Origin of the sequence: Roseobacter weihaiensis (genome assembly GCF_020622345.1) — a bacterium.
GTDB lineage: Bacteria > Pseudomonadota > Alphaproteobacteria > Rhodobacterales > Rhodobacteraceae > Roseobacter > Roseobacter weihaiensis.
Map to the genome: position 1 here is coordinate 45,062 of NZ_JACNMO010000007.1, position 18,831 is coordinate 63,892.

Sequence of the window (18,831 nt, forward strand, 5' to 3'; positions counted from 1 at the left end):
AGGTGTCGCATGTCGTCTACGCAAGAATCCGCCGAAGTTCTGGCGCTTCAGGTGCTTGGGTGGCTTGCGGGGAATGACGCGCTACTGCCCGTATTTCAAGGCTCTACAGGTGTGTCAGAGGCGGATATCCGGGCGGGGGCCGGTGATGCCGCTTTTCTGGGATCGGTGTTGGATTTCGTCATGATGGACGACGCTTGGGTTGTGCAGTGCTGCGACGCCGTGGGGCTGCCCTATGACAGCCTGATGCGGGCGCGGCAGACCCTGCCAGGCGGCGGTGAGGTGAATTGGACATGAGCCTGATCAAGGGCATTCTTTTTGACAAGGACGGGACACTGTTTGATTTTTCAAGCACGTGGGAAGCCTGGGCTGCGGCCTTTCTGCGCCGTGCTGCGGCGGATGAGGCGCAGGCAGACCGCATGGGGCGGGCCATTGGCTTTGACCTCGCGCTGAAACGTTTCGCGCCTGACAGTGTTGTGATCGCGGGCACCCCCGGCGAAGTTGCCGAGATGCTGGCACCGCATCTGCCTCACCTGTCGCTTGCCGGTGTTCTCAATCTTCTGAATGAGGAGGCAGAAATCGCGCCGCAGGTTGAAGCCGTCCCGTTGCAGGCTTTCCTGACGGATCTGCGTGGCAAGGGCTATGCCTTGGGCGTGGTGACCAATGATGCCGAAGCCCCGGCGCGGATGCATCTCACGGCCGCTGGTGTCACCCAGGCCTTTGATTTCATTGCAGGCTTTGACAGCGGGTTTGGTGCCAAGCCTGCACCGGGCCCGTTGCTTGCCTTTGCGCAGGCCTGCGATCTGGCACCTGAACATGTCCTGATGGTTGGGGACAGCACACATGATCTGATCGCGGCAGCCCGGGCTGGCATGCGGGGCGTCGGTGTTCTGACGGGGCTGGCAGACAGTGCAACGCTCGCGCCCTATGCCGATGTTGTCTTACCCGACATCGGTCATCTGCCAGACTGGCTGCAGGCGCAGAACAGAACGCCCAACTGACAAAAACGACCGTTCGCGTCGCGAACAAGACGGCCATATTCCTGCGGCTCTGGCCTTTTTAGGGCTGAGGGCATCATGGAAGGATCCGTTTAATGGCCGACACGCCGACAAAACGCAGGTCTCGTACCGGGGGCCGTGCAGGGGCTGCCCATCGTCGGGGCAGTGCCGTCATCGAGCAGATGCCCTGGAAGCCGCCAATCAACCTCGACAGGCCGACAGAGCCGCTTGGGCCCGAAGGGGTCGCTGCAATCCACGACGGGGCGATGCGTATCCTTGAGGAGATCGGCATTGAGTTTCTCAATCATGAAGCTTTGGGGATTCTCAGGAAAGCAGGCTGCATCGTTGACGGTGAGAACGTCCGCATGGGGCGTGAATTCGTCATGGAATGGATCGCGAAGGCACCGTCCGACTTTACTATCACACCGCGCAACCCTGCGCGCAGGATCACGATCGGAGGCAAAAATCTGGTCTTTGGCAACGTGTCGTCGCCGCCGAATTACTGGGACATGTCGCTGGGGACCAAGGTTCCGGGGACCCGGGAAATGTGCCGCAACCTGCTGAAGCTGACACAATACTTCAACTGCATCCACTTTGCCGGGGGCTACCCTGTCGAGCCCGTGGACCTGCACCCTTCAGTGCGCCACCTGGATGTACTATTTGACAAGCTGACGCTGACAGACAAGGTCATGCACGCGTACTCCCTGGGCAAAGAACGTGTCGAGGATGTGATGGAAATGGTGCGCATCTCGCAGGGTATTTCACATGAAGAATTCGATGCAACCCCTAGAATGTACACGAATATCAACTCAACCTCACCATTAAAACACGACATTCCGATGCTCGATGGCTGGATGCGGCTCGCGCGGCGCGGCCAAGGCCTTGTGGTCACCCCCTTTACGCTCGCGGGGGCCATGGCGCCCGTCACGATGGCAGGCGCCGTTGCTCAGTCTCTGGCAGAAGCACTCTGTGCGGTTGTGCTGGCCCAGATCATCAGACCGGGGGCGCCGGTGGCGATTGGTACCTTTACGTCGAATGTGGACATGAAGTCAGGCGCGCCCGCCTTTGGCACGCCCGAGTATATGCGCGCGACCCAAATGACCGGGCAGCTTTGTCGCTTTTATGGTCTGCCGATGCGGTCTTCTGGCGTTTGCGCGGCCAATGTGCCAGACGGGCAGGCCATGTGGGAGACCTCCAACAGCCTGTGGGCAGCCGTCCAGTCGGGTACGCATATGGTTTATCATGCGGCAGGCTGGCTGGAAGGTGGGCTGATCGCCAGCCCCGAAAAGTTCATCATGGACTGCGAAGTTTTGCAGCAGATCCAGCGCTATATGGACCCGCAGATCACCGAGGCAGGCCCTGACGAGATTGCGTTGGATGCGGTGAAATCTGTCGGGAATGCGGGCCACTTCTTTGGCATTCAGCACACTCAGGATCGGTATGCCAAGGCGTTTTACCAGCCTTTCCTGAGTGATTGGAAAAACTATGAAGGTTGGGAGGCTGCCGGCGGGATTTGGACACCCGAGCGCGCCCATCTGATGTTCAAAGAGATCGTCGCCCGTTTTGATGCGCCACCGATGGACCCCGCCATCCGGGAGGAATTATCCGCTTTCGTCGATCGCCGGAAAGCAGAAGGCGGCGCGCCTACGGATTTCTGATCAGATCAGGCCACTTTGATCCTCTTGCAATTGGTCATGTTGGGCAAATCTTAACACCTTGGCGCGATGATACCGCGAGGTAATGAGAGTTGAGCCGATGCATGGCCTGATTAATCGCGGGATTCAAAAGTTTGTCACGGACAGCTACGGTACAGCCAAGTGGCGTGTGGTGATGGATCGTACCGGTTTGGGCTTCACGAATTTCGAAGCCATGCTGACCTATGATGATGAGGTCACACCAAAGGTTCTGGCGGCGGTCTGTGATGTTCTGGACAGGCCTTATGACGACCTTCTCGAAGATATTGGCACCTATCTTGTGTCCCACAACAACCTTGAGCCTCTGCGCCGGTTGTTGCGGTTTGGGGGCGTAACCTTTGTCGATTTCTTGCATTCGCTCGACGATCTTCGCGATCGCGCACGGCTTGCCGTGCCGGACCTGGATTTGCCACGCATCGAATTGACGGAAGAGAGCGCGGAGCGCTACAGTCTGCGCTGCTATGCGCCGATCAGAGGTTGGGGCCATTCCTTCATGGGCTTGTTGCGGGCGATGGCTGACGATTACGGCGCGCTCGTTTATCTTGAGCATACCGGGTTCGAGGCAGGGTGCGAGACGCTTGCGATCTCTTTGTTGGAGCCCAGATTCTCTGTTGGGCGTGATTTCAACCTGGGGGCGCGATCCGCATGAGCCAGACCCCATGCCGTGAAATGCTGGATGTGTTGTGCCCCATGCACATGACACTTGACGAAAGCGGGTACATCACGGCCGCCGGTCCAACGGCTCGAAAGATTTGCCCGGAGGGCCTGGTCGGTCAGAGCTTTCTGGAGATGTTCGAGATCAAAAGGCCGCGTGAGATCAAGACGATCACAATGCTTTGCGACAATATGGGCACTAAGCTTACCCTGCGGTTCCGCGCCGCGCCGCGCCGGCAGCTCAAAGGGGTCGTGATGGCTGGACCGGGAGTTGGCGAGATGGTCGTGAACCTGTCTTTTGGAATATCCATCCTGGAAGCAGTTCAGGAATACGACCTGACAGCAACTGATTTTGCAGCCACCGATCTGACCGTTGAAATGCTCTACCTCATGGAAGCGAAATCTGCGGCGATGGACGCTTCCCGCCAACTGAACCAGCGGTTGCAAACAGCCCGTGTGCAGGCTGAAGAACTGGCACTGACCGACACGCTGACGGGCTTGCGCAATCGTCGTGCAATCGATCATGCCCTTGCCTCTCTTCTGTCCATTCAGGAACCCTTTGCTTTAATGCACGCGGATCTGGATTACTTTAAAAAGGTCAATGACACGCTGGGGCATGCTATGGGCGACTATGTCTTGCAGCGGGTGGCAAAGATCATGCTGGAAGCTGTGCGCAAGGATGACGTGGTGGGCAGGATTGGCGGTGACGAATTTCTCATTCTGATCCGGGGAAGCGAAAACCGAGCAATCCTCGACCGCATTGCGCAGCGTATCATCGAGCGGCTTCAAGTTCCGATCCATTTGGGTGACAAAGTCTGCGAGATTTCTGGCAGCATCGGGATCGTTTTGGCTGGCAGCTACTCTAAACCGACGGCCGATCAGATGCTGGGCGATGCTGATGTGGCCCTTTATGCCGCCAAAAACGCAGGTCGGGGGCGCCATATCCTCTTTGCGCCCGAAATGCGCCGAGCGCCCAAGATTGCCTGATACGTGGGGCAGCGCGAAACTGCGGAAATGCCTCACAAAAGCGGGTTTTTCCCGGTTCAGGGCATTGAGAGTTTGTTTCTAAAGGGGCGCGCTACCGTCGACGATCGGTTGAAACCTGTAAGCAATCAGGCTACACTTTCCAAGATAAAAACATTTACCAACAAGTAACTCAAGGCCATTTGGGAAGCGGGTAAGTCGAAGATCGATGCAAGGTTTCAAGCTCATACTCCGCGGAGATTGGAGGCCTCGGATTCAGTCGCGCGACCAGCGGATGGGAGCCTCCCCGGCTTTGATTTCTACGCTCTGAAAGATACACCCCGACGGACCGCGCTCTTCATGCGGAGGGCCGCTGGTATGGCCCTTTATCGTTTGAGCTTGGTACGCTTGGGTGCTTGATTTGAGCAATGCCAATGAGAACTGACAATGAGCCGCAATTCATCCCGCTGCCCGAGACATCCTGGCGAACTGCTGCGTGAAGACGTGCTGCCTGCGGTAAACAGGCCGAAAGCTGAGATAGCACGCCTGCTCGGGATCTCGCGCCAGCACCTTCATGATATTCTGGCGGAGCGAAAGCCCGTCAGCCCGGAGGTTGCAGTCCGCCTCGGCAAGCTTTTCGGCAACGGGGCTGGCCTGTGGATCAGGATGCAGGGAACCTACGATGCGTGGCAGGCGTCCCGGAGGGTCGATGTTTCCAAGATACCGACATTGGTTGCGGTCGAATGAAGCTGAGCCAAGCGACCTGGGACGCGATGCGCGGTATCGCGGCAGAGCGCAATGACCAGGACATCGCCTTGATGTTCAGGGAGCGTAACGGAGAAGAGGTTGCGCATCTGTCCGACGCAACAGCTCCACTCTGCCATTCGCGAGGCACGCGAGGCCGCTTTTTCCTTCGGTATTCGCAAACAAGAGCTCCGCATGCGCTTCATCATGCTCGGTGTACTCAGGCTCCCGCGGTTCTGGCTGGACCCAACGATCGCCGGGCTTTTGAAGGCGCCGACGGGGACAGCCGATACCCGCTTTGGTGATGTCTGCGCGATGTTCAAACTGTCTGCCGAACGTGCTGGCAAACCGACCGGGGTCTGGTGGTCATGAGCGGGCGCGGAAAAGCCATCAGAGAATTCCTGGAGGCCATTGGTCGCGCTTTCAGAGGACCGGCTCCCGCTCCTCGCCCCGTACCTGCACCGCCTCGTCCGGCGCCGACCCCGACACCGCCCAGACCAGATCCGACACCGCCACGGGACCCGCAGCCAACACCACCCTGGCGGCCGATCCCGCCTCCTCAGCAAGGCGAAACAGAAACGGATCCATGGCCAGAGACGCAAACAGAACCAGAGACCACGCCGGATGGCCAAACCTAGACGGAAGGGGCAACGGATCTCGAAGACGACCCAAGTTGCCGCAACTGTCCCGAGTGCGCGGCACGGGATATGGGAGCGGCGGCGGATCGACCTGCACCTCAGGCGCCACCGGCCTCAAAACGAGGATACGATTACCAGCACTTCGTCTGCCCCTGGCATTGGTACACGCCCGCGGCCGCGCGGATTGAGGAATGGAACTTTTCCGGTGTGTATTTCGACGGGCTGCACCCGGCGGACTGCCACCTCTACGAGGCCAAACATGGGTATGACGGTTTTTTGGAAACAAGGGATTGGTCCGCGACCGGCGGACCGGAATTGCGGCCATGGGCGGTGCAGGCAGATATTCAGGAAACTGTTTTCGAACCAATGCTCCGGCAAGGTCGCAATCAGCATCGCGCCGTTCTTCCGCACTTTGGGGAGGTGCAATTGACATGGGTTTTCAGCCACATCGACACGCGCCTCTATGTGGGGAGACTGTTTCTTGATGGGATTGACGGCTGGTATCACGATATGGAGGTGCGGCAGTGGACGAGTGGTTGAAGGCGAATAAACCCATTGATCTGAGGCTCAAACTGCGGCTGACGCCGCATCGCTACGGCGCCGAGTATGCGGATTATGATGAGGGCGGGCGGGATTTCTTTCGCCTGCTGCGGATGATCGAGCACCTGCCCCTTTGCAATCTGGGCTGGAGCAAGCGCGGGTTCCGTTTATGGGAGCAGGAGGCCGAATATCTAGCCGACTCCAGAAGGCTTTCTGATGCTGCCGGATATGCGGACGACGAGGGTTCAATCTACATGGTTGATGACGGAGAAACTCTCTATGGGTCCAACGAGGTCTACTACACTTTCAAATACAACTGGGGTATTTACGCGACCCAGTTGCATGCAGAATTCAAGCGCTTCCGCCCCGAGTACAACTTCACCGCCGACCACATGATCGCCCTCATCGAGGCCATCACGCGCTGGAAACGCCCGCAGCATCTGGAATTCGGACCGTCCGACTATTTCCAACTGCACCACCCGCTCGACCGCGCCCGGCGGGGCATTCGCTGGATCGGCTGGGTGCCCTTTGCCCTGACACCGTCCGATGTGCCCGAAGCGGCGCTGGTGCAGGAAATGAACGGGGGCAGCCTGATCGCGACCCAGATGGAGTTCTGGCAGGTCTTCGAACATCATCCGCTTTACTCCAAGCAAGCCATCGAACGTGCCCAGGAGGTCGAAATACGTCTCAATCTGCTGGGTGTTCTGCCAACGGCCGTCGAACTCGACCGCGGCGATTGGGGGCAATAGCCGGTTCTGCTGGATCTTGCCGTGGTGTTCCCCGATGGCATGGGAAAATCGCACTCAGCGGCCTGTCGATGAGACTGCTGCAAACCAGAGATTTTTGAGAAACTGACATCGCCATGCCAGTCATTCAAAAAAAAGGCCGAGCATGAAGCTCGGCCAAGTCCAACAGGGAGGTATGAAGAGCGCATACGGGCCGCGCCGCCTTCATAAAGATCAAATAAGGTGCGCATTGCCACCGATCAAGGCAATTTGTTAACGTAGTTTTACATGGCCGCTATGCATTGCGTGCATGGCCCCCGGCTCGCTGTGCACGCAGTTTTTTGCGGTAACTGATAATCTCGTCCTGCACGAAGTCCTTGAAGGCGGAAACCCTCTGAGAATGCCTAAGCTCTTCTGGATAGGCCAGAAAGACAGGCACATCGGCAGAAGTCAGGTCCGGCAGAACCCGTACAAGATCCGGAAAGTCCTGTGTCACATAGTCGGGCAAGACACCGATGCCAAGGTTTTGCAGCACGCCCTGCAGCACGCCGTAGTAGTTGTTGACGGTCAGCAGCGACCGAATGTCATATGTCATAAGATGCTGCACAAGACTGCGCCCCGCCCCCACCTGGTCACTATCCGTGTTCTGGCAGATCAGACGATGGTCCCTGATGTCTCCGATCTCTTGGGGGGCCGCGAATTCGGCCAGATAGTCCGGCGTTGCATAAAGGCACATGCGGATCATCATCAGCTTCTTGCGGATCAGATCTGCCTGGCTTGGCTCTTTCATCCGGATCGCCACGTCTGCTTCGCGCATCGGCAGGTCCAGCACGCGCTCTTCGAGCATCAGATCGACCTTGAGATCTGGGTATTTTTCGTAAAGCTTGGATAGTCGCGGCGCGAGCCAGAGTGTGCCGAACCCAATGGTTGTGGTCACACGCAATTCGCCAAAGACTTCCTCTTCACTATCGCGGATGCGTGCCGAGGCCGTGTCAAGCCGCCGTGTCATGGCGGAGGTCGCATCAAAGAGCAGCTCGCCTTGTTCTGTCAGGATCAGCCCGCGCGCATGGCGATGAAAGAGCGTCGCGTTCAGCGAGTCCTCCAACCCCCTGATCTGCCGGCTGACGGCTGACTGCGACAAATTCAGTTTGTCACCCGCATGGGTCAGCGATCCGGCATCGGCCACCGCGTGAAAGATTCTCAGCTTGTCCCAGTCCATCTCGCGTCTCACGTTGCTCGCCCTTCTGGTAGCGCTATCTGCCGCCGGAATATAGAGGCAGCAGCCCCAGATTTCGCTCATCGGCAAAAATACTTGTATACAGGTCAGCTTTTGTGACCTAATATCGTAAAAGATATGTGCAACATTGAAGAACCGCTTGGGAGGCGCGTCATGGGCACAGAGAGTATTTCGTTAAATGATCGCTATGATCTGGAAAAGTCGCCCGTGCTGTTGAACGGTACACAGGCGCTTGTTCGCCTGATGCTGATGCAAAAGGCGCTGGATCGTGCGGCGGGGCTGAATACGGCCGGGCTTGTGACGGGCTATCGCGGCTCGCCTTTGGGGGCCGTGGACATACAGATGACCCGTGCGCTCAAACCTTTGTCAGAGCACGATGTCACCTTTCAGCCGGGCCTGAATGAGGATCTTGCGGCCACAGCGCTTTGGGGCAGTCAGCAAGCCGAACTGCGCGGGGAAGGCCGGTTCGATGGCGTTTTCGGACTTTGGTACGGCAAGGGGCCGGGGGTCGACCGGTCAGGCGATGTGATGCGGCATGCCAATATGGCCGGGAGTTCGCGCTATGGCGGCGTGCTGATGGCCATGGGCGATGACCACACCGGCGAAAGCTCTACCGTGCTGCATCAGTCCGAGATGGCGATGGTCGATGCCTACATGCCCGTGGTAAGCCCGGCGGGTGTGCAAGAGGTGCTGGATTACGGTATCTATGCTTTTGCGCTCAGCCGGTTCAGCGGTCTTTGGGTCGGCATCAAGACGATGAAAGACACCGTGGAAGTCACGAGTGTCGTCGAGACCGATTTGGGGCGCTATCGCTTTATGACGCCTGCGTTTGACCTGCCCGAGGGGGGCTTGAACATTCGCCTCGTTGACGAGCGTATCGCGCAGGAAGCACGCCTCATAGATTACAAGAGGTTCGCGGCGGAAGCTTTTGCAAATGCTAATAAAATGGACAAGCGCGTTTGGGGAAATCCGGGGGCAAAGATCGGCTTTGTTGCGGCTGGCAAGAACTGGCTGGATCTGGAGCACGCGCTGAGCCTGCTCAATATTGACGCCTCTGAGGCCGAGCGGCTGGGGCTGACCACCTACAAGATCGGTCAGACCTGGCCTCTTGATATGAAGGGGTTTGAGGCCTGGGCCGAAGGGCTCGATCTGATTGTCGTGGTGGAGGAAAAGCGCAAATTGATCGAAGTGCAGATCAAGGAGGCACTCTTTGACAACCGGGCGGGCCGCCGGGTGTATGGCGGGACGCGGGATGGGGTGCCGTTCTTTTCAGCGAAATGGGCGCTTGATCCGGTCGAGATTGCGATGAAACTGGGGCAGGTGTTGATAGATGAGGGGCGCAACACGGACGGCATCAGCGCCGGGTTGGCGCTGTTGGAAGAGGCACAACGCTCTGACAACGCAGAAGATATCGCGGCACGTCTGCCGTATTTCTGTTCTGGCTGCCCGCACAACTCCTCCACCAAGGTGCCAGAGGGGTCGCGCGCCTATGCTGGCATCGGCTGTCACTTCATGGCGCAGTGGATGGACCGCGAAACGCTGGGCTTCACCCATATGGGCGGTGAAGGGGCCAACTGGATTGGCGAGGCGCCCTTTTCGACACGCGATCATGTGTTCCAGAATCTCGGAGATGGCACCTATAACCATTCGGGCGTTCAGGCCATCCGTGCGGCGCTGAGCGCTGGCACGAATATCACCTACAAGATCCTTTATAACGATGCGGTGGCCATGACCGGTGGCCAAAGCAATGAGGGCGACTTGTCGGCCCCCCGGATCGTTCGTGAACTTCAGGCGATGGGGCTCCAGACTCTGGCAGTTGTTTACGATGAGAAAGAAGATGTTGATTTTGGAGCATTTTCCGGCGTCGAAATACATGAGCGGGCGTCTTTGCAAACGGTTCAGGAGAAGTTTGCAAAGACCCCAGGTGTGTCGGCTATAGTCTATATTCAGACCTGTGCGGCCGAAAAGCGCCGGCGCCGCAAGAGGGGCCTTTTCCCCGATCCGGACAAACGGCTGTTTATCAATACGGACGTCTGTGAGGGATGTGGCGATTGTGGGGTACAGTCAAACTGCGTGTCGCTTGTTCCGGTCGACACCGAATTCGGACGTAAACGCGCCATCGATCAGTCATCTTGCAACAAGGACTATAGCTGTCTCAAAGGCTTCTGCCCCTCCTTCGTGACCCTTGAGGGTGCGCAGCTGCGCAAAGAGCCGACAACCAGACTGGATTTGCCTGACCTGCCGCTGCCTGCGCTGCCTGCCATCTCGGGGACCTGGAATGTCGTCATCACCGGCGTCGGCGGTACAGGCGTGGTGACAATCGGTGCCATTCTTGCGCAGGCCGCCCATATCGATGGAAAGGGAGCGGGCATGATGGAGATGGCCGGCCTGGCGCAAAAGGGAGGCGCGGTTCATATTCATTGCCGACTGGCAAACAAGCCCAGCGATATCAATGCAATAAGGGTTTCAACCGGTGAGGCACATGTGCTCATCGGTGGTGATCTGGTGGTCTCTGCGGGCGCAAAAACCCTCGGGCTGACGCGCAGCGGTCAGACCGGTGCGGTCGTCAATAGCCATGAGATCATGACCGGGGAGTTCACCCGCGACACTGAATTTCGTCTGCCAAGTGAGCGGCTGTCGCTCGCGCTCGAGGCTCGGCTCAAGGATCGTGTCGACCTCTTTGACGCCTCCGAACTGGCCCGCACAACTCTGGGCGATTCTATTTACTCCAACATGATGATCTTTGGCGCTGCCTGGCAGCGGGGGTGGGTGCCCGTCAGCCATGAGGCGATCGCTCAGGCGATCCGGTTGAATGGGGCTTCCGTGGATCGCAATCTGCGCGCCTTTGCAATCGGTCGCTGGGCAGTGCTGTATCCCGCTGAGGCGGAAGCGCTGCTGGCACCAGGCGTTGTCGCCTTTCCAAAGACGGAGCAGGAGCAGATCGACTACCGCGCCGAGCATCTGGTGGCCTATCAGAGCAAAAGGCTCGCCCGCCGTTACCGCAGATTTCTGGAGGGTATTGAAGATAAGTCCATCCGGAAGGCTGCTTTAAAGTCGTACCATAAGCTTCTGTCTTACAAGGATGAATACGAAGTAGCCCGGCTTTTGCTGACAAGCCGCGACAAGGCAAAATCTGAATTTGAGGGGGACTTCAAAATCAGCTTTAATCTCGCCCCCCCGATGCTGTCAAAGACAGGGCCCGACGGACGTCCGCTAAAGCGCAGTTTTGGCCCCTGGCTGGAGCGACCTCTGCGGATATTGGCCCGCTTCAAGCGGCTCCGGGGGACACCGTTTGATCCTTTCGGATATACGGCGGAGCGCCGGATGGAGCGTGCCCTGATCAAACAATATGAGCGCGATATGGCGGAAGTCTTGCCGCTGACATCGGAAAAGACGAAAGAGGCGATCGTGGCCCTTGCGGAGCTCCCGCTCCAGATCAGGGGCTTCGGGCCGGTAAAGGCGCAAAATGAAGCCAAAGCGGCAAAACGCCGCGAAGAGCTTTTGTCGGTTATCCGCGCGGGAGGACCTGATATTGCCAAAGCGGCGGAATAACTTTTACCCATTTGTCACAGATTTCTTTTAAGTCTATTTCGTAATATTAAGGTCTTACGCTTTGGAGACACCGATGGGAGCACCGCGCCCCAACATGGCCCGCGACATAAGCTATGCGCATAGCGCTGAGACGCGTGGCGGGCGGGCCGTGATCCGGTTGATGGAAAACTCCACGGGACGACTGCGGCTTATCAAACGTGCGCGGGGCTATGAAAATGAAGTGGCGCAGGGGCGCGATTTTTTCGAGGTGATGGCGGATCGCTACGGTCTGACGCTCGATATTGCGACGGGCCGTCTTGAGAATATCCCCCGCAACGGGCCTCTTATCATGATTGCGAACCACCCCTACGGTATTCTGGACGGGCTGATGATGGGCCAGATCCTGGCGCGCACCCGTGGCGATTTTCGGATTCTGGCCAATTCGGTGTTTCGCAAGGCGGAAGAGATCAACCGCGTGCTTCTGCCCATCAGTTTTGAGGACACCAAAGAGGCGCGGGCGCTGAACATAGCCACCCGAAAGCGATCGCTCGAATATCTCGAAAGTGGTGGCGTGATCGGGGTTTTCCCCGGTGGGACCGTGAGCACCGCCGCGAAGCCCTTTTCCAAACCCATGGACCCCGGCTGGCGCAGTTTTACCGCGCGGATGATCGCCAAGTCAGGCGCAACGGTCTTGCCGATTTACTTTGACGGTCACACCAGCCGTTTGTTCCAGATCGCCAGTCACATGCATGTCACCCTCCGGATGGGGCTGTTGATCAAGGAGTTCGGAAAACGGGTTGATACCCCTGTGCGCGTATCGATTGGCGCGCCCATTTCTCCGCAGGTTCTGGGCGCATTTTCAAAAGACAGCAAAGCGATGATGGATTTCTTGCGAAAAGCGACGTATGAGCTTTCTCCACACCCGAAAAAGAATTTCGATCTTGGGTATGAATTCGAGGAACGGCATCGGTCTTGAACAGGTGCCCTGAAAGGCACAAAGACCATGGCGGTTGGAATTTTTGACAGTGGATTGGGCGGCCTGACCGTTCTTGAGGCAGTGCAGAAACGCTTGCCGGATGTGCCCATTGTCTATCTGGCGGACAGCGCACATGCCCCCTACGGCGTGCGGACCTCCGATGATATTTTCGAGCTCACCTGCGCTTCGGTGCAACGATTGTTCGACGCCGGCTGTGATCTGGTCATTCTGGCGTGCAATACCGCGTCGGCGGCCGCGTTGCGCCGGATGCAGGAATCCTGGGTGCCGCCCGATAAACGGGTGCTGGGTGTTTTTGTGCCGCTGATCGAAGCCATGACAGAGCGCCAGTGGGGCGACAATTCCCCCCCGCGCGAAGTCGGGGTCAAGCATGTGGCGCTGTTTGCCACACCCGCGACAGTGGCGAGCCGGGCGTTTCAGCGTGAGTTGGCCTTTCGCGCGATTGGCGTTGATGTGGAGGCACAGGCCTGTGGCGGCGTTGTGGATGCCATCGAAGAGGGCGACATGATTCTCGCCGAAGCGCTGGTGCGCAGCCATGTGGACGCGCTGAAGCGCAAGATGCCGGACCCTGACGCGGCGATCCTCGGATGCACCCATTACCCGCTGATGGAGGACAGCTTTCAGGCGTCGCTCGGTCCGGATGTGCAGGTGTTCAGCCAGGCGGATCTGGTAGCGGAGAGCCTTGCGGATTATCTGGACCGGCATCCGCACATGCTCGGGCAGGGCGCTGCCGGTTTTCTGACGACCGGGACACCTGCGCGTGTCAGCGACCGGGCCACGCAGTTCTTGCGACGACGCATTGAGTTCACAGCCGCCTAACCTGACATTCTTTCCAGACGGACTTCGACCAATGACATACTCTATCGCAATTCTGGGTGCCTCCGGCTACACGGGTGCCGAGCTGATCCGGCTCATCGCAGGGCATCCCAACCTCAAGATCACCGCCCTTGGCGCCTATTCCAAGGCGGGCCAGAAGATGTCTGACGTGTTTCCGCATTTGCGCCATCTCGACCTGCCGACGCTTTTGCAAATAGATCAGATCGACTTTGCAAATATTGATCTTTGCTTTTGCGCCTTGCCTCATAAAACCAGCCAGCAGGTCATCGCGGACCTGCCCAAATCGCTCAAGATCGTGGACCTGAGCGCGGATTTTCGGCTCAGCGATCCGGCGGCGTACGAGAAATGGTACGGCAATGCGCATAGCGCCTTGGCGCAGCAGGCCGAAGCCGTCTATGGTCTGACAGAGTTTTACCGCGATCAGATCAAAACCGCACGGCTGGTGGCAGGCACCGGTTGCAACGCGGCGACCGGGCAATTCATGCTGCGGCCTTTGATTTCAGCGCAGGTCATAGATCTGGACAACATCATCCTTGATCTGAAGTGCGCGGTGTCGGGAGCGGGGCGCAGCCTGAAGGAAAATCTGCTGCATGCGGAGCTTTCCGAAGGCTACCATGCCTATGCCACGGGTAGCACCCACCGGCATCTCGGCGAGTTCGATCAGGAGTTTTCAAAACTGGCGGGCCGCCCCGTCACCATCCAGTTCACGCCGCATCTGATCCCGGCAAACCGGGGGATCTTGGCCACAGGCTACGTGCATGGAAGCGCAGAGGTGATCCATGCCACGTTGTCGCAGGCCTATGCCAGCGAGCCCTTTATCGAGGTTCTGCCGCTGGGCGAAACACCCAGCACGCGACACATAAGAGGTTCAAACTTCTGCCATATCGGCGTTGTGCCGGATCGCACGGAAGACCGGACATTGATCGTCGGGGCGCTGGACAACCTGACCAAGGGATCAAGCGGACAAGCGTTGCAAAATGCCAATCTGATGTTAAATATTGAGGAGACACAGGGGCTTTTGATGGCGCCGCTATTTCCGTGAGGTTCCATGAAAAACCTTAAAAAACAACGCCGCATTCAGATTATCGCGCTGGCGACAGTGGCCTTGGTGCTGTCCACAGCGCTGATCGGATATGCGATGCGGGACGGGATCAATTTCTTTCGGGCGCCCAGTCAGATTTTGGCTGAGCCGCCAGAACCCAGCGAGGTGTTTCGCATCGGCGGTCTGGTGGAGGAAGGCTCCATCGTGCGCGGACAAGGCGAGACCATTCGGTTCAGTGTTACCGATGGCGGCGGTATTGTCCCTGTGACATTTACCGGTGTCTTGCCGGACCTCTTTGAGGAAAACCAGGGGATGGTTGGCACGGGAAGATACATTAACGGTGTGTTTGAAGCCTCTGAAATTCTTGCGAAACACGATGAAACCTACATGCCCGCTGAAGTCGTTGATGCGCTAAAGGAACAAGGTGTCTACAAGGCTCCCGAAGGATAGCACCGTACGCTGGAGTTAAGGCGTCTTAACCCGTTTCCGATGATCTTTGCGCGAAATCAATCGCCGCAAAGGGATCATCATGCTGAACGTCAGGCAAATCGCCACTGAGATTGTGGGGCGCGAGGGGGGCTTCGTGAACGACCCGGACGATCCGGGGGGGGCTACGAACTTCGGCGTGACGATACACACCATGCGCAGACTTGGTCTTGATCTGGATCGGGACGGGACGGTGTCCGTTGCGGATGTGCGGGCTCTGACAAAGGCGCAAGCCATCGACATCTTTGAAAAACACTACTTTGAAAAACCGCTGATCGCGCAGCTCCCACAGGTGTTGCATGCCACTGTTTTCGACATGTACGTTAATGCCGGATCGAACGCTGTGAAAATCCTGCAGAGGCTGTTGCGCGATATGGGCTATGCTCTGGTCGTCGATGGTGCGTTGGGCCCCAAGACGATCGGTGCGGCACAAAGCGCCCATCAAACCGCGCCGGATCATCTGGCAGATGCCTATGGGATCGCCCGCCGCAACTACTATTTCAGGATTGCAGACCGCCGGGCCGCCAGTCGCAAATATGCGCGCGCCCGGTCGGGCGGCAAGGGCGGGTGGATAAAGCGCGCCGAAGAGTTCATCTCGCCGCGCTACCACCTGACCGATCAGCAATTTCAGGAAAGGGTTTCGGGATGGGTTTGATCACCGGATTACTCAACGTCATTTTTGGCAATGACCGCAATGTGTTTAAGGAGACCGCCGAGGTTTTCCGTGCCAACGCCGAAGAAAACGCGGCCCGCGGTCAGGAATTGCGGATCGAGGCTCTGACTCAGTTTGGCCGCGAATACGAGGCAAAGAACGATTCCGTCTTCAATCGAATCATGGACGGCGTGAACCGCCTGCCAAGACCTGCCATGGCACTCGGCACCTTGGGGCTCTTTGTGGCGGCGATGGTCGATCCGATCTGGTTTGCTGCCCGCATGCAGGGCGTCGCCCTCGTGCCGGAACCGCTATGGTGGCTGCTGGGCGTTATTGTCTCGTTCTATTTCGGGGCACGGCATCAGATCAAAAGTCAGCAATTTCAGCGGTCTATTGCCCAGAGCGTGGCGCTGGTACCCAAGGTGGCGGATAATCTCCGGATGCTGCAGTCCCTGCGCGCCACCTCGCCCGGCGTTGCGGACAGTGGCCCCGATGCCCGACTGCGGTCTGTGGCGCTGCAACCTGAGGCAAACCCTGCCTTGGAAGACTGGCAACGTGCGGTGGCGCACCCCGCGACAAAGTGATCACCTAAAAGCGTCGATTATCGTTGGAGGAGCGCGCAGGCCGGATTATACTCCACTGTATGATTACAGAGCTTGGACACTTCGCCCTCATTCTCGCCTTTATGGTCGCCATTGTGCAGACCGTGGTGCCGTTGATCGGCGCACACAAACGATGGCCTGCCTGGATGGCGGTTGCCGAACCTGCCGCGAACGCGCAATTTCTGTTAACGGCGTTTTCCTTCGGCGCGCTGATGTGGGCCTTCGTTGTCTCGGACTTCAGTCTGCAACTGGTGACGCTCAACAGCCACTCCGCAAAGCCGATGATTTACAAGATCAGCGGGACATGGGGCAATCACGAAGGATCGATGCTGCTCTGGGTTCTGATCGTGGCGCTCTTTGGCGCGATGGCGGCCTGGTTTGGGGGCAATCTGCCGCCGACTTTGCGTGCCCGGGTTCTTGCCGTGCAAGCCGCGATCGGTGTGGCGTTCTTCGCCTTTATCATCTTCACCTCCAACCCTTTCGTGCGGCTGGTGGTGCCGCCGTTTGACGGGCAGGATCTCAACCCGCTGCTGCAAGACCCAGGTCTCGCCTTTCACCCGCCGTTTCTCTACCTCGGCTATGTCGGGCTGAGCATGGCCTTCAGCTTTGCCGTTGCCGCGCTCATCGAAGGACGCGTGGACGCGGCATGGGGGCGTTGGGTGCGGCCCTGGACGCTGGCCGCTTGGGTGTTCCTGACCATCGGTATCGCATTGGGGTCCTGGTGGGCCTACTACGAGCTCGGCTGGGGCGGTTTCTGGTTCTGGGACCCGGTTGAGAATGCCTCCTTCATGCCGTGGTTACTGGCGATTGCGCTGTTGCATTCCGCCATCGTGGTCGAAAAGCGTGAGAGCCTGAAAAGCTGGACAATTCTGTTGGCCATCCTCGCCTTTGGCTTTTCTCTCATCGGGACCTTCATCGTGCGCTCCGGTCTGCTGACCTCCGTGCATGCCTTTGCAAACGATCCGGAACGCGGCGTTTTCATCCTGATGATTATGGGCTTCTTCATGGGCGGTGCGTTGATTCTGTTCGTGTTGCGGTCCGGCGCGATGGAGGCGCGAGGCGTCTTCGGTGTAGTTAGCCGCGAAAGCGGACTGGTGGCAAACAACCTGTTGCTGGCGGTGTCGTGTTTCGTGGTGTTCGTGGGCACGATGTGGCCTCTGGTGGCAGAGATGTTCTTTGACCGCCAGCTGAGCGTCGGGCCGCCGTTCTTCAACATGGCCTTCTCGCCTTTCATGCTGGTGCTGGGGCTTTTGTTGCCCATCGGCTCTGCTTTGCCCTGGAAGCGGGCCAAGATCGTCAAGGCGGTCAAGCCCTTGCGCTACGTGTTCATGCTGGCCGTGGCCATTGGCGGGCTCGCCTATGCGATGCAGACCGGGCGCAGCATGTTGGGACCTATCGGTCTCTTTCTGGCAGCCTGGATCGTTATGGGGTCGGTTGTCGATCTCGTTCAGCGGGCCGGGCGCGGCCAGGATCGCTGGGCGCGGATGCTGCGGCTGCCGCGCGCCGACTGGGGCAAGATGGTTGCCCATGCCGGTGTGGGCATTACGATGCTGGGGGTTTGCGGCCTGATGGCCTGGCAACAGGAAGACATCCGCGTCGCCCAGTTCGGAGAGCCCTACGAGGTTGGTGGCTACACGATTACACTGGATCAGGTGAACCGCTCCGAAGGGCCGAATTACCTGTCGACCATGGGGTATATCACCCTGGCGCAGGACGGCCGCGAAATCGCACAGCTGCGCCCTGAAAAGCGCATTTACCCGGTGGCCCAGATGCCCACGACAGAAGCGGCGATTGACTATGATCTGCTGCGCGACGTCTATGTCGTGATCGGGGATGAGCAGGCAAACGGGGGCTGGGCGGTGCGGACCTATATCAAGCCGCTGACAAACTGGATCTGGATTGGCTCCGGCCTGATGGCCTTGGGCGGCCTGCTGAGCCTGTCTGACAGGCGCTTCCGCGTGGCCGCGGGTGCCCGCAAGCCTGTCGCAACCCCGGTGCCGGCGGAATGATCCGGGTTCTTCTCATCGTTCTGATGCTGCTGCCGACATCGCTGTGGGCGGTGCAGCCGGATGAGATTCTGGCCGACCCGGTTCTGGAAGAACGGGCGCGTGACATCTCAAAGGGGTTGCGCTGTCCGGTCTGTCAGAACGAAAGCATCGACGAAAGCCATGCCAATATCGCCCGCGACCTGCGCCTGCTGGTGCGGGATCGCCTTGTCGAGGGTGACAGCGATACCGAAGTGGTCGATTTCGTGGTCGCGCGATACGGGGAGTTCGTCTTGTTGAAACCGACATTCGGCGGCTCGAACTGGCTGCTCTGGGCGGCGGGGCCGTTCATGTTGCTCATCGCTCTGCTCATCGGTTTTTTCTATCTGCGCAGCCGCGACACGCAACGCGCACCGCACGAAGAAGCGCTCAGCACGGAGGAGGCGGCGCGGCTGAGGGAAATCCTCAGAGAATGACGCCTCGTTCCACTTTTGCCTTTGCGCAAACCTGCT

The 18,831-nt window shown here is 58.5% G+C and carries 20 protein-coding genes; 18 read left to right on the forward strand and 2 right to left on the reverse strand.

The genetic code is table 11. The features are described from left to right. Nucleotides 1-9 precede the first annotated feature (9 nt). From H7847_RS09845 to H7847_RS09875, 7 genes are all read left to right on the forward strand, one after another. Nucleotides 10-294, forward strand: a complete 285-nt coding sequence (locus H7847_RS09845; protein WP_227269312.1) for a DUF3572 domain-containing protein — start codon at nt 10-12, stop codon at nt 292-294. Further along, nucleotides 291-998 (forward strand): HAD family hydrolase, encoded by a 708-nt coding sequence (locus H7847_RS09850; RefSeq protein WP_227269313.1) that lies wholly within the window; start codon nt 291-293, stop codon nt 996-998. The genes H7847_RS09845 and H7847_RS09850 overlap by 4 nt, the downstream gene beginning before the upstream one ends. Before the next feature lie 92 nt (nt 999-1,090). Beyond that, the gene (locus H7847_RS09855; RefSeq protein ID WP_227269314.1) at nt 1,091-2,653 is read left to right on the forward strand and encodes a trimethylamine methyltransferase family protein; all 1,563 of its coding nucleotides are present in this window, start codon (nt 1,091-1,093) and stop codon (nt 2,651-2,653) included. Nucleotides 2,654-2,750: 97 nt separating this feature from the next. Further along, nucleotides 2,751-3,338 (forward strand): heme NO-binding domain-containing protein, encoded by a 588-nt coding sequence (locus H7847_RS09860; RefSeq protein WP_227269315.1) that lies wholly within the window; start codon nt 2,751-2,753, stop codon nt 3,336-3,338. Beyond that, on the forward strand, nt 3,335-4,330 hold the full coding sequence (locus H7847_RS09865; protein WP_227269316.1) for a GGDEF domain-containing protein: 996 nt from the start codon (nt 3,335-3,337) through the stop codon (nt 4,328-4,330). The genes H7847_RS09860 and H7847_RS09865 overlap by 4 nt, the downstream gene beginning before the upstream one ends. A 423-nt stretch (nt 4,331-4,753) precedes the next feature. Then, nucleotides 4,754-5,053 carry a HigA family addiction module antitoxin gene (locus tag H7847_RS09870; protein ID WP_227269317.1) on the forward strand — a complete coding sequence of 100 codons (300 nt, stop codon included), beginning with the start codon at nt 4,754-4,756 and terminating at the stop codon, nt 5,051-5,053. A 192-nt stretch (nt 5,054-5,245) separates the two neighbouring features. Continuing rightward, entirely contained in the window at nt 5,246-5,422 is a 177-nt protein-coding gene (locus tag H7847_RS09875) for a hypothetical protein (protein WP_227269318.1), read from the forward strand. Between the two features lie 51 nt (nt 5,423-5,473). On the opposite strand, the gene H7847_RS09880 is transcribed toward H7847_RS09875, so the two are convergent. Continuing rightward, entirely contained in the window at nt 5,474-5,701 is a 228-nt protein-coding gene (locus H7847_RS09880; protein WP_227269319.1) for a hypothetical protein, read from the reverse strand. Nucleotides 5,702-5,757: 56 nt separating this feature from the next. Here H7847_RS09880 and H7847_RS09885 point away from each other — a divergent pair, with 56 nt between their 5' ends. Together H7847_RS09885 and H7847_RS09890 are read left to right on the forward strand one after the other, a co-directional pair. Beyond that, on the forward strand, nt 5,758-6,228 hold the full coding sequence (locus H7847_RS09885) for a Tox-REase-5 domain-containing protein (RefSeq protein WP_227269320.1): 471 nt from the start codon (nt 5,758-5,760) through the stop codon (nt 6,226-6,228). After that, the gene (locus H7847_RS09890) at nt 6,213-6,977 is read left to right on the forward strand and encodes an immunity 52 family protein (protein ID WP_227269321.1); all 765 of its coding nucleotides are present in this window, start codon (nt 6,213-6,215) and stop codon (nt 6,975-6,977) included. The genes H7847_RS09885 and H7847_RS09890 overlap by 16 nt, the downstream gene beginning before the upstream one ends. 271 nt (nt 6,978-7,248) lie before the next feature. Here H7847_RS09890 and H7847_RS09895 read toward each other — a convergent pair whose 3' ends face one another. After that, nucleotides 7,249-8,172 (reverse strand): LysR family transcriptional regulator, encoded by a 924-nt coding sequence (locus H7847_RS09895; RefSeq protein WP_227269480.1) that lies wholly within the window; start codon nt 8,170-8,172, stop codon nt 7,249-7,251. A gap of 171 nt (nt 8,173-8,343) precedes the next feature. On the opposite strand from H7847_RS09895, the gene H7847_RS09900 reads away from it, so the two are divergent. From H7847_RS09900 to H7847_RS09940, 9 genes are all read left to right on the forward strand, one after another. Beyond that, a complete protein-coding gene (locus H7847_RS09900) occupies nt 8,344-11,742 on the forward strand; it encodes an indolepyruvate ferredoxin oxidoreductase family protein (protein WP_227269322.1) in 3,399 nt (1,132 codons plus the stop codon). 73 nt (nt 11,743-11,815) lie between these two features. Next, the gene (locus H7847_RS09905; protein ID WP_227269323.1) at nt 11,816-12,697 is read left to right on the forward strand and encodes a lysophospholipid acyltransferase family protein; all 882 of its coding nucleotides are present in this window, start codon (nt 11,816-11,818) and stop codon (nt 12,695-12,697) included. 27 nt (nt 12,698-12,724) lie between these two features. Further along, nucleotides 12,725-13,534, forward strand: a complete 810-nt coding sequence (locus H7847_RS09910) for a glutamate racemase (protein ID WP_227269324.1) — start codon at nt 12,725-12,727, stop codon at nt 13,532-13,534. 31 nt (nt 13,535-13,565) lie between these two features. Further along, a complete protein-coding gene (argC, locus tag H7847_RS09915) occupies nt 13,566-14,594 on the forward strand; it encodes an N-acetyl-gamma-glutamyl-phosphate reductase (RefSeq protein WP_227269325.1) in 1,029 nt (342 codons plus the stop codon). Between the two features lie 6 nt (nt 14,595-14,600). Continuing rightward, nucleotides 14,601-15,044, forward strand: coding sequence for a cytochrome c maturation protein CcmE (gene ccmE / locus H7847_RS09920; RefSeq protein ID WP_227269326.1), 444 nt, complete (start codon nt 14,601-14,603; stop codon nt 15,042-15,044). Nucleotides 15,045-15,123: 79 nt separating this feature from the next. Next, a complete protein-coding gene (locus H7847_RS09925; RefSeq protein ID WP_227269327.1) occupies nt 15,124-15,735 on the forward strand; it encodes a holin-associated N-acetylmuramidase in 612 nt (203 codons plus the stop codon). Further along, nucleotides 15,726-16,316 carry a holin family protein gene (locus tag H7847_RS09930; RefSeq protein WP_227269328.1) on the forward strand — a complete coding sequence of 197 codons (591 nt, stop codon included), beginning with the start codon at nt 15,726-15,728 and terminating at the stop codon, nt 16,314-16,316. Before H7847_RS09925 ends, H7847_RS09930 begins: the two co-directional genes overlap by 10 nt. A 59-nt stretch (nt 16,317-16,375) precedes the next feature. After that, nucleotides 16,376-18,343 (forward strand): heme lyase CcmF/NrfE family subunit, encoded by a 1,968-nt coding sequence (locus tag H7847_RS09935; RefSeq protein WP_227269329.1) that lies wholly within the window; start codon nt 16,376-16,378, stop codon nt 18,341-18,343. Beyond that, the gene (locus tag H7847_RS09940; protein WP_227269330.1) at nt 18,340-18,795 is read left to right on the forward strand and encodes a cytochrome c-type biogenesis protein; all 456 of its coding nucleotides are present in this window, start codon (nt 18,340-18,342) and stop codon (nt 18,793-18,795) included. The genes H7847_RS09935 and H7847_RS09940 overlap by 4 nt, the downstream gene beginning before the upstream one ends. The last annotated feature ends 36 nt before the right edge of the window (nt 18,796-18,831 follow it).